The following is an 11,342-nucleotide window of genomic DNA, read 5'->3' as shown; positions in this document are numbered from 1 at the left end:
TGCGTGAGTTAAATTCTTTATTTCACATCCTTTGCTTATAAATTGAGGAATAACTACCGTGACAACAATCGAGACGGTACTAAATAAACATGATAATGGACTGGGTTTTTTTACCTGTAATCATCAAAACCAAATTTGGAAAGGTTCATTAGATTGTGTTAGCTTTGAAAAAAGTGCCATCAAAGATAAACTATTAACATCAGATAAACCCTGCTATATTATTAAAATATCCGGGAAAATTGGTGCTACTAATGATGGCTATTTAGCACCTAATGATAATGTTTCATCTGGACAAGCAGAACTTTTAATCTCACTCCCTCCCCTCCGGTTACAACAACTTGGCGACCCTAGTTTTCTCGCTGCTTATGGTGTAAAATACGCCTATATGACCGGAGCAATGGCTGGGGGTATTGCTTCCGAAGAAATGGTAATTGCTCTGGGAAAAGAGAAAATTTTAAGTTCCTTTGGTGCAGGTGGTTTACTTCCAGAACGGTTAGAAAGTGCGATTAATACTATTCAACAAGCATTACCTCATGGACCCTACGCTTTCAATTTAATTCACAGTCCTAATGAACCAGCTATTGAACGTCGGGCTGTAGATTTATATTTGAAATATGGTGTCAGAATTGTAGAAGCATCAGCATTTTTAGACTTAACTCCTAACATCGTTTATTATCGAGTTGCTGGGTTAAGATTAAATGCAGCTAATCAAATTGATATCAGAAATAAGGTCATTGCTAAAGTTTCCCGTCGGGAAGTTGCGACTAAATTTTTGCAACCAGCACCAGAAAGAATCCTCAAAGAATTACTTGAGAAAGGACTAATTACAGAATTGCAAGCTAATTTGGCAAGACAAGTGCCAATGGCTGATGATATTACCGTTGAGGCTGATTCTGGTGGTCATACAGATAATCGTCCTTTAGTATGTTTATTACCTTCAATTATTGCCCTCAGAGATGAAATTCAAGCCCAATATAATTACTCAGTTCCTATTAGAATTGGCGTGGCTGGAGGCATTGGTACACCAGAAGCAGCTTTAGCTGGTTTTATGATGGGTGCTGCTTATATAATGACGGGTTCAATTAATCAATCTTGTGTGGAATCTGGTGCTTGTGAACATACTAAAAAATTATTAGCACAAGCCGAAATGGCAGATATGATCATGGCTCCCGCAGCCGATATGTTTGAAATGGGAGTCAAATTACAAGTTCTCAAACGCGGGACAATGTTCCCCATGCGAGCGCAAAAATTGTATGAATTATATCGCACTTACGACTCTATTGAACAGATTCCCGCAGCCGAAAAAGATAAGCTAGAAAAACAAATTTTCCGTAAAAGTCTTGCGGAAGTTTGGGAAGGTGCAGCGGCTTATTTATCCCAAAAGAATCCTGAAAAATTGGGTAAAGCTGTTAATAATCCTAAATTGAAAATGGCTGTAATCTTTCGCTGGTATTTAGGGTTATCTTCCCGCTGGTCTAGCACTGGTGAAAAAGGTCGGGAAGTTGATTATCAAATTTGGTGTGGACCAGCTATGGGTGGCTTTAATGACTGGGTGCGTGGCTCTTATTTGTCAGAACCTAATCAGCGTCATGTTGTTGATGTTGCTGACCAAATTATGAAGGGGACAGCATTTTTATATCGTAGTCACAGTTTAAAAATGCAGGGTTTACAAATGCCTGCTTATTACAGTCAATATCAACCAATTCCTTCTATATTGGAGAAGTAAAAAATGAATTTAAAACAGTCTTATAATGCTGAAAGTATTCAAGCATTTCTAGTTTCTCATCTTGCGGAAGTTGTCGGAGTCGAAACCGCAGAAATTGATGTTGACGAAAACTTAGAAAATTATGGTTTGGATTCTGCTCAAGCCATGATGATCATTAGTAAATTAGAAGAATTACTAGGATTTAAACCTTCTCCTATTTTACTTTGGCATTATCCTAACATTGCTGCCCTTTCTCAGCGATTAGCAGACGAATCAAGTGATGATTCTCAAGTAAAAGATGCAGGGTCTGGGACAAATTCTCCTGTTAATTTTGCTCCTCCTCTGCTAGATTTGGGTGCGGAAGCTGTCCTAGACCCCACTATTCAACCCGTAGATACTGCTGTTTCTGTTACTAACCCTAAAAACATCTTTTTAACCGGGGGAACAGGTTATTTAGGCGCTTTCATGATCAAGGAATTACTAGAAGTATCGGACGCAACTCTTTATTGCTTAGTCCGTGCTAGTAATTTGGAAGAAGGTAAAAGCAAATTAGAAAATAATTTGCAACAATATGGCATTTGGCAAGATCATTATAGTGGCAGAATTATTCCTATAATTGGTGATTTAGCACAGCCACATTTGGGGATTAGTGCAGAACAATTTGAAAATCTAGCTGCTAACATTGATACTATTTATCATAGTGCCGCTTTGCTGAATTATGTTTATCCTTACTCAGCATTAAAAACAGCGAATGTTTTGGGTACACAGGAAGTTTTGCGGTTAGCTTGTCAAACTAAAGTTAAGCCATTGCATTATGTTTCTAGTGTGGCTGTTTTTGAATCAACGGCTTATGCTGGTAAGTTAGTTAAAGAAGATGATGATTTTCATGATTGGGAAGGTATTTTCCTCGGTTATTCCCAAACTAAATGGGTAGCAGAAAAATTAGTAAAAATTGCTGGTAGTCGAGGATTACCTATTACTATTCATAGACCTCCTTTAATTTCTGGAGATAGTCAAACTGGAATTTGTAATACCCATGATTTCATCAATTTGATGATTAAAGGTTGTCTGCAAATGGGGTCTTTCCCTGATGTAGATTATATGTTGGATATGTCTCCTGTTGATTATGTCAGCAAATCAGTTGTTTATCTTTCTCGACAAGAAACATCTGTAGGTAAGGCTTTCCATTTACAACATCCTCAACCTGCTTCTTTAAAATCTTTAGTTGATTGGGTACGTTCTTTCGGATTCTCACTGAAGATGATTCCCTACGAAGAATGGCAAGCAGAATTAATTAATAATGTCACTTCTCAAGACAATCCTTTATATACTTTGCGGCCATTTTTACTAGAACGTTGGTCAGATGAACAAATCACTATTCCTGATTTGTATTTACAAGCGAGAAGACCAATTATTAGTTGTGAAGAAACCCTAGAAGCACTAAAAGGCAGTTCTATTGTTTGTCCACCTATTGATTCTCAATTGTTGATGACTTACACATCTTATTTAGTACAGACCGGTTTCCTAAGTCTTGCCTAATATCAATTTTCCATGAGGCTGCATATAATTATGAAATCCATTATTTTATCCGTATTTATCCGCGTTTATCTGCGTTTATCTGCGGTCAATTATTCTGGAAATCTTAGAGGATGTTTGAAAAGTTTTTAATGTATAAATAAACCCCTCTCCAAACCTCTCCCCGACGCGGGGAGAGGCTTTGAAACCCCCATTCCAACTAACAAAAGTTTTTCCGCTTCCCTCCCCTTGTAGGGGAGGGTCAGGGAGGGGTAGGGAAGGGGGGAAGGGGGGTTAGGTTTCTGGAGATTATCGGTTTCATCTAATACTTTTCAAACAACCTCTTAATTATAAGCAGCTTAATTTTTATTTAGTATAATGGTGTTGGTAAGATCTATCCGTGCCAATTCCAGCTAATTCACTTTTTTGTAAAATGAACATAAAATGCCAGGGAACAGTTTTAATTACGGGTTCAGCTAATGGTATTGGTTATCAATTAGCCCGGATTTTTGCTCATAATAATTATAATCTTGTATTAGTAGATAGAGTAGGAGAAAAACTCACAAAAATAGCTGTTGATTTTGTAGAAGAATTTGGAATTTCTGTTAAACCTATTATCAAAGATTTATCTATATCTACATCTCCTGAAGAAATTTTCTCGGAATTACAAGAAGCTGGTATTAAAGTTGATATCCTGGTAAATAATGCCGGATTTGGTACTTATGGATTATTTAATGAAACTAACTTAAATAATGAACTAGAAATGCTGCAAGTAAATTTAGTTTGTTTAACTCATTTAACAAAATTATTTCTCAAAGACATGGTTAAACAAGGTTATGGGAAAATATTAAATGTTTCTTCTGCCGCTGCTTTTCAACCAGGTCCATTAATGGCAGTTTATTTTGCCACTAAAGCCTATATTTTATCATTCTCCGAAGCGATCGCTAATGAATTAGAAGGTACAGGTGTCACCGTCACAGTTCTTTGTCCAGGTTCAACAGCATCTGCTTTTCATGAAAGAACCGGCATGGCAGATTCTAAAATGCTCAAGGGTAAAAATATGATGGATGCGGCAACTGTAGCTCAGATGGGATATGATGCTTTAATGAAGGGGAAAATCATTATTATTCCTGGTTTTATCAACAAACTGATGTCAAAATGTGTGCGGTTTATTCCTAGGAAAATGGTGACGAAAATTGTGAGAAGTATGCAGGAAGAAAAGTAATTTAGTTTTCAATGCTAACCTACTTAACTTTGACATTGAGAACAAAAATGACTAGAACGCCCACCTAACTTAATTCGCTGGATCACGTTACCACAAACCTTACAAGGTTCGCCGGTGCGATTATAAACCCACGCTTCACCGCCATAATTACCGTTAACGCCTTTAACACTCAAGAAATTACTAAAAGTTGTCCCACCTACCGCAATACTCGCTGATAAAACTTGAATAATTGCAGTTCGCAAAAGTTCGATTTTTGGAAGTTGCAATTCTGTACAAAGAGTTGTTGGTAAAATCCCACTTTTAAACAAAGCTTCATCTGCATAAATATTACCTAATCCTGCCACCATTGACTGATCTAATAATCCAGTTTTAATGGGACGACGGGATTTTTTTAATTTATCGGCTAAATACTCTACAGTGAACTCTGGGGAAAAGGGGTCAACTGCCAATTTCGCCAAACCTGTCATAATACTTTCTACAGCTACATCATCAGGAACATACCACATTTGCCCGAAGGTGCGCTGGTCAACAAAGCGTAATTCTTGCCTTTCCCCAAAAAATAACCTGACTCTGGTGTGTTTATGTAAAGGTTCATCTGGGGTTAACCAAAGTAACTGACCGGTCATGCGGAGGTGAACTCCTAAATAACTGGGGGAAGGGGAGGAAAGTTCAGCGAGGAGATATTTACCACGACGATGCCAGGTAGCAATGGTATTGCCTTTAATTTTATTAATAAATTCATCAACAGAAACTGGGTAGGCGATGGTGCGTTGTAGCAATACATCTCCTCCCGTGATTTCTTGACTCAGGGTTAATTGATTTAAACCCCGACGGACTGTTTCAACTTCAGGCAGTTCAGGCATTCAAGCAAATAATATTTTTAGGGCAGGTATGATCAACGAGAGGAAATGGGCAAGATTTTCATCTTGACATCTCCTCCTATTATCCCATTAAACAATCCCCTTGATGCTTGGCTGTTTATTTTGCTGCGGCTTTGGGTTTAGGTGCTTCGACCTCAATTAACTCATCTACAGCAAAGTTGTTGGTATTGAGATCAGAATAGTTAACTTTCTCAAAGCGAACAATTACAGGGTATTTGATGGCGGTTTTGTCAACAGAAACCACTGTACCAAGATCCTGAAACCAGTAGGACTCAGGGCGGAGAACACGTACTTTAGAACCACGTTGAACCATGATGGATCTTCCCTTTTGAAGTATGAATGCCGTTAAAGTAGGGCTGATTGTTCTCACTCTACATCCTGAAGGTGTTGGCTTGTGGTTTTGTTAAGTTATTTGTCAAATTGGTGAATTTTCATGGGGAATAAGTTGTTAATCTTCTTAATTTACCCCTTGACAAAGTACCTATAATAGATTAACCTCATTCCCAAATACCCCTTGCAAAATGTCTTATGTCTTACTTAATACAAAAACACTACCTTCGTTCCCCCTGCCAATCCGGAGATCATCATCTATATAAGTAATATCTAACCAACCTTGTTGTTCACTTTGAATGGGAAAATCAAAAGCTGTAAATTTTTGCCCCGATTCAATTTGTTGGATGAAGTTTCCTGGTGTTGTATAGCCAATTAGGCTTTGTAACCCGATGATAGAACGTTGGAATTTTACTTGTACACGCCGTTCTGAGACTGGTTCAAATTTAGCAACAACGCTAACTAATCCTGCAAATAAAGGAATGCCATAAATCTCAGCTATATTATAAATACTGTTGGTTTCTCCGCGAATACATTGGTAAATTTGACCAAGTTTACATAAGGGTAAACGATCTATGTTTAATAGAGCTTTGCTTGTGGTGTATAGTAGTCGCCAGTTGCCTTCTAGTAAATTACTAGCTGCTAATGGCCGTGGTGTAGGATTAAAATCTTCTAAGTTAGCGATCGCTGCTAAAATAGCTTGTTGTTGTTGCTGATTTGCTAATAAACCGCGATTTGTGCCAACAATTATATCTATGAGAGTTGATTTACCTATCATTAACCTGTACCTCAAGAGTTTGCATGATGAAACAGCATTAATAAAATATTAATGTTCTTTGTCTATAACCAGACAACTCGTAAATAATGCCTTTTTGGCTACCGTTCCCTAATTAAATGAAAATTTTCTTTAATTCGGATTCAGCAATTAAAGACCTGTATGAAGGAATAAATTAACTCGTATCAAATGATAGACTCTTAGTGTCTAGTTATATAAACCCTTGTGTGTGATTGTTAATATGTTAGATTCTCCCCTCCGCGAAGCTCCCCGAAACCAACGAGCATCAGTTATTCCCTTAAAACAAGAGTCCTCCATGTTGGACTGGTTGCGACTGGGTGGCAGACTGATAGCCCGTGATATCCATGACACCGACTCGCGGGAAGATGTAGAAGTAATATCCGATTTTCTGGGCGTGGACGACGGAATTGGTGATACTGACTATGATGATGACGATGATGTAATTGCTGAGGAGGACTAGTACCGCAGGGCGGAAGTCAAAAGTCAAAACTAATATACAGTAGGCTTTTCGGCGATTGAATATGGTTGCTTTATTTACGCCGTGATGTACTAGTACCGCAGGATCTTGTGAACTAGTAACCAAAACCGGGTTGGATTATTTTGTTGAGGTTTTTTTAAAGTGTGGAGTGAAGGGACTTTTTTTTGTGGACGCTAAATTATCTCCTAATCAAAGTTTGAATTTTTCGGGAATTGGGTTAGCCTCCTTGCTGGCCTTGCTACTCAGTACGACAGCCTTGATTTCAGATTGGATGGGAAATAGAACCCCATGGGCTACTACTTCCCTCACCCTACCTCTTTTATTATCTGCTGTGGGTGTGGCGATTTTGGGACAGTGGGTAATCCCTCTGCTACAAACGCTCAAAACCGGGCAAATCATCCGGGAGGATGGACCCCAGGCACATCTCAAAAAGGCGGGAACACCAACTATGGGGGGTATATTTTTTATCCCTGTAGCGGTGATAATTGCTTGTATATTATCCGATTTTTCAGAAAATGTGCTGGCAGTTTCGGCTTTAACACTCAGCTACGGCTTAATTGGCTGGATAGACGACTGGCAAATTTTGCGTCGGAAGTCTAACAAAGGAATTTCTCCAAAGATGAAGTTAGCTTTGCAAGTTATCTTTGGGGCGGTATTTTGTGCGTGGTTGGTATTTAAGGGTGATTTTAGTATAACTAATATCCATGTACCTTGGGTGGGTTTATCCTTACCTTTAGGACTGTTGTTCTGGCCTGTAGCCGGATTTGTCCTAGTTGCCCAGAGCAATGCTACTAATTTAACAGATGGGATTGATGGTTTGGCGGCGGGAACAGTAGCGATCGCTATTTTCGCATTAGGTGTGATCATTGCCCCAACTTCTCCCGACTTGATGGTTTTCTGTGCTGCTGTCAGCGGTAGCTGCTTGGGCTTTTTAGCCTACAATCGCAACCCGGCTAGTGTTTTCATGGGTGACACCGGTTCTTTAGCCCTGGGTGGCGCTTTAGCTGCGGTTGCACTGTTAACTAATACTTTAGTAGCACTGTTTATTCTGAGTGGGATTTTCTTTGTGGAAACTCTCTCTGTGATGGCACAAGTTGGTTATTATAAAGCTACAAAAGGACCAGATGGCAAAGGTAAGCGATTATTTAAAATGGCTCCTTTACATCATCATTTAGAATTAACTGGTTGGTCAGAATTGCAAGTAGTGGCTGTGTTTTATATTATCGCCGCTTTTCTAGCTTCCGTTTGTATTATGTCCATAAAATAATCAGTTTTGTTTTAATCATCAGATTTTTCACAAATAAAAATTCACAACCTCCAAATTTGGGGGTTGTTTTTGTTTTGAGATTGGGGGTTCTGTCCAGAACGTAAATTACCCCAATTCCCAATAGACATCTCCGAAAATTAAATATGCGTGACATGAAACCCCTGTAGAGACGTTCCATGGAACGTCTCTACAATCTTTACCGGAGATGTCTAATACTCAAATTGTAATTTACACCCTTGAATTTGGATTTGAGCAAATTCAGGGGATTATTGGGATATTTTGCCAGATAGAAACAAAATATTTGTTACTTACGTCTAATTACTAAGCTGCTGTAACAAGCAATGTTACGCTTGAAGTTTACACGGCAGTAGGTTGGGTGTAAAGTTACCAGGGAATCTAAACCAACATGAAGCATCTATCGTACCGATATGGTATTTTGACGCTTTTTTCTATATGTACCCTCATGGGTATGACTAGCGTTAAAACTGTATTAGCATCACCAGCAGAAGAAGCAAATCGAGTTTGCATGAAAGGAGGCGCTGCCGTTGTCACTGTTAAAGGTAATGGACATGGTAGCGGTTTCCTTGTCAGTCAAGATGGTTTAATTATTACCAACGCTCATGTAGTTAATCGTGGTCCTAGCGTTGTCACTGTGGTATTTCGGGATGGTAGGCAAGTACCCGCCGATGTGATCGGTTTTGCTAGGGGTGGAGTTGATTTAGCAGCCTTAAAAATCCAAAATCGTAAAAATTTACCACATCTGAGTTTAGCTGCTAGTACAGCCAAAGTAGGTTATCCAGTGTTTGCTATTGGTAGTCCCTTGGCTGCTGATAACCGCGATACCTGTACTCAAGGAAATATTAGCCGCATTCGTCCCGACGGAATTATTCAACATACTGCAACTCTGAATCCTGGAAACTCTGGCGGACCTTTATTAAATACTAAAGGGGAAGTTATTGGTGTTAATACCAGTGTAGCTGTATCTCCAGTTCTTGATGATGCTGGTAATCAGGTTGCGGTTGTACCAGGAGGAACTGGAATTAACTTTTCTCAACCAGGAGCAAAAGTCAAATCTTTTTTAGCAGATATCAAACAAAAAAAAGTTTCTCCTATCTCCACTCTCCCTGCCGAAGAACCATCTGTAAAAACTATTTCCCTTGATGGTCAAGTAATTAATGGTAGTTTAAATGGCAGTCCTGATTATTATATATTTTCAGGTAAAGCAGGTCAAACAGTTGTGATTGAAATGGATAGTCAGAAGATTAATCCATTCTTAACCTTATCTCAAGTTATTGAATCTGACGCTGGGAAAAAGATTGAAAAAATTGCTGAAAACGATGACAAAGGAGCAGGTGATTTTAATGCTAGAATTGTCGCCACTTTACCAGCAGATGGAATTTATTTAATAATTGCCAATTCTTCCGAAAGGAGGGAAACTGGTAATTATAGTTTACGGGCAAATGTCAGACCATAAAAGAGATTAGATCCCCGACTTCTTAAAGAAGTCGGGGATCTTCGAGGATCATCAAAATTCAACTTTATCAACATTAATTTTTTAACTAAGGACTCAAAAATCATGAAATTACAATCACTTTCCATCTTTTTAGGATTAACAACATTGACCTTAACCATGAGCATAAATCCTGGTTTAAGTCAAGATAATGCTTCTGCTCAACCAAATCAAGTCACATTTTTCTGTCAAGAAATATTTGATCAAGCCAGTGGTGAAAAAGTTCCCGCTACCATTGCTTGGGTTCCTGAACGTCAAGGTCACGTACGGTTTATTGGTTGGAAATCCGAGTATTTTGCCAAAGGTGGTTGGACTCCCCAAAAACGTTGCCAACAAGTATCTAAAAAGTTCCAGAATTTTTATGAAGCAGGTCGTTTAAATCGCTTGACAACGGGTGAAAATCAAGGTAATCCTGTGGTTTGTGCTGTGGCAAGTGATGAACGAACTTGTAATGCTAACAATCAATTATTTACCCTAAAAAATAATAGTAACCCAGGATTAGTTTTAGAGCAACTTGTGAATATAGCCCAGGGTAAAAGTTCAGAACCAATTTGGCAAAGTTCAGGAAATAGTAAGTATTTGAATGTGGGTAAATATTTGCAAAATGCCCCACTTGTCAATATTAAAAAATAGCCATTCTCCACACAAATAAAACGGACTTTCCCTCGTTCCCTGGCTCTGCCGGGGAATGCCCACAGGAGGCTCTGCCTCCACTGTATTCACTGTATTTGAGGCAGAGCCTCAGAGGTTGTTTGAAAAGTATTATATGAAACCCATAATCTCCAAAAACCTAACCCCCCTTCCCCCCTTCCCTACAAGGGAATGGGGTTTTTAAAGCCTCTCCCCTGGTAGGGGAGAGGTTTGGAGAGGGGTCTGTTTCCACATTAAAAACTTTTAAAACATCCTCTCAAACTCCCATTCCCAGCCGGAGTCTGGGAACGAGTTTAACGGTGCGTTACGCTGTCGCTAACGCACCCTACAAATCATCTACTAATCAACAATTACCATGAACCGTAACATTGCTATTATTTCCTCCTTATTATTCCTATCTTTCCCTCCCTTGACATTAGCAAATCCTCCCTATTCCTTATCTCAAAAAATTACCCCGGCTACCTGTAATTTAGAACCTGATAACCCCGAAAGTGGAGAATATTCACCACAAAAACTCCAAACCCTTGCTAAACAAATTACAGTCAGAGTCATTGGTGATAATAACGGTGGTTCAGGAACAATATTTGCTACAAAGGGCAATTCTTATTTAGTTGTTACTAACTCTCATGTCTTGCTGGGAGTTAATAAAGTTCAAATTAAAACACCTGACAATCAAATCTATTCAGCCCAAATTCTGCCTAATACTAATTTTGGTAAACTAGATTTAGCTGTCTTGCAATTTACATCTAATCAAAATTATTGTCTACCTAAAGAAATTGCTAGTTTCGATATTAATCCAGATACACCAATTATAGCCGCCGGCTATTCTAGCAGCAAAGGAGAAATGTTATTTAGAACTGGAAAAGTACAACAAATAATTTCTCAACCTAGTTTAAAAGCTGGATATGAAATTGGTTATACCAGCGATATTGAACAGGGAATGAGCGGTGGGGCGATTATTAGTAGTCAAGGGTATCTTCTGCA

11 protein-coding genes are annotated in these 11,342 nt (G+C 38.8%); 8 read left to right on the top strand and 3 right to left on the bottom strand.

The window, feature by feature from the left end; genetic code table 11:
- The first annotated feature begins 58 nt into the window (after positions 1-58).
- The 3 genes from FJR08_RS17890 (at position 59) to FJR08_RS17880 (ending at position 4,445) form a co-directional block, all read left to right on the top strand.
- Complete coding sequence (locus FJR08_RS17890; RefSeq protein WP_168634081.1) at positions 59-1,726, top strand: PfaD family polyunsaturated fatty acid/polyketide biosynthesis protein; 1,668 nt, start codon at positions 59-61, stop codon at positions 1,724-1,726.
- Positions 1,727-1,729: 3 nt separating this feature from the next.
- Positions 1,730-3,244, top strand: a complete 1,515-nt coding sequence (locus tag FJR08_RS17885) for a thioester reductase domain-containing protein (RefSeq protein ID WP_168634080.1) — start codon at positions 1,730-1,732, stop codon at positions 3,242-3,244.
- 409 nt (positions 3,245-3,653) lie between these two features.
- Entirely contained in the window at positions 3,654-4,445 is a 792-nt protein-coding gene (locus tag FJR08_RS17880; RefSeq protein WP_168634079.1) for an SDR family oxidoreductase, read from the top strand.
- 23 nt (positions 4,446-4,468) lie between these two features.
- Here the strand turns inward: FJR08_RS17880 and FJR08_RS17875 are convergent, their stop codons facing one another.
- From FJR08_RS17875 to FJR08_RS17865, 3 genes are all read right to left on the bottom strand, one after another.
- Positions 4,469-5,308, bottom strand: coding sequence for a DNA-formamidopyrimidine glycosylase (locus tag FJR08_RS17875; RefSeq protein WP_168634078.1), 840 nt, complete (start codon positions 5,306-5,308; stop codon positions 4,469-4,471).
- Positions 5,309-5,423: 115 nt separating this feature from the next.
- Positions 5,424-5,639, bottom strand: a complete 216-nt coding sequence (locus tag FJR08_RS17870; RefSeq protein WP_148766208.1) for a photosystem I reaction center subunit IV — start codon at positions 5,637-5,639, stop codon at positions 5,424-5,426.
- A gap of 213 nt (positions 5,640-5,852) precedes the next feature.
- Positions 5,853-6,434, bottom strand: a complete 582-nt coding sequence (locus tag FJR08_RS17865) for a PAP/fibrillin family protein (RefSeq protein WP_148766210.1) — start codon at positions 6,432-6,434, stop codon at positions 5,853-5,855.
- Between the two features lie 238 nt (positions 6,435-6,672).
- Between FJR08_RS17865 and FJR08_RS17860 the strand changes: the two genes are divergently transcribed.
- The 5 genes from FJR08_RS17860 to FJR08_RS17840 form a co-directional block, all read left to right on the top strand.
- The gene (locus FJR08_RS17860) at positions 6,673-6,912 is read left to right on the top strand and encodes a DUF3134 domain-containing protein (protein ID WP_168634077.1); all 240 of its coding nucleotides are present in this window, start codon (positions 6,673-6,675) and stop codon (positions 6,910-6,912) included.
- A 184-nt stretch (positions 6,913-7,096) separates the two neighbouring features.
- The gene (mraY, locus tag FJR08_RS17855) at positions 7,097-8,197 is read left to right on the top strand and encodes a phospho-N-acetylmuramoyl-pentapeptide-transferase (protein WP_168634076.1); all 1,101 of its coding nucleotides are present in this window, start codon (positions 7,097-7,099) and stop codon (positions 8,195-8,197) included.
- Between the two features lie 406 nt (positions 8,198-8,603).
- Positions 8,604-9,671, top strand: coding sequence for a S1C family serine protease (locus FJR08_RS17850; protein WP_168634075.1), 1,068 nt, complete (start codon positions 8,604-8,606; stop codon positions 9,669-9,671).
- 102 nt (positions 9,672-9,773) lie between these two features.
- Entirely contained in the window at positions 9,774-10,340 is a 567-nt protein-coding gene (locus FJR08_RS17845; protein ID WP_168634074.1) for a COP23 domain-containing protein, read from the top strand.
- Positions 10,341-10,713: 373 nt separating this feature from the next.
- On the top strand, positions 10,714-11,342 hold a 629-nt coding region (locus FJR08_RS17840; RefSeq protein ID WP_168634073.1), incomplete at its 3' end, for a serine protease.

The sequence above is a fragment of the Dolichospermum sp. UHCC 0260 genome (assembly GCF_009711985.1).
Classification (GTDB): Bacteria; Cyanobacteriota; Cyanobacteriia; order Cyanobacteriales; family Nostocaceae; genus Dolichospermum; species Dolichospermum lemmermannii.
This window is presented reverse-complemented; position numbering and strand designations above follow the sequence as displayed.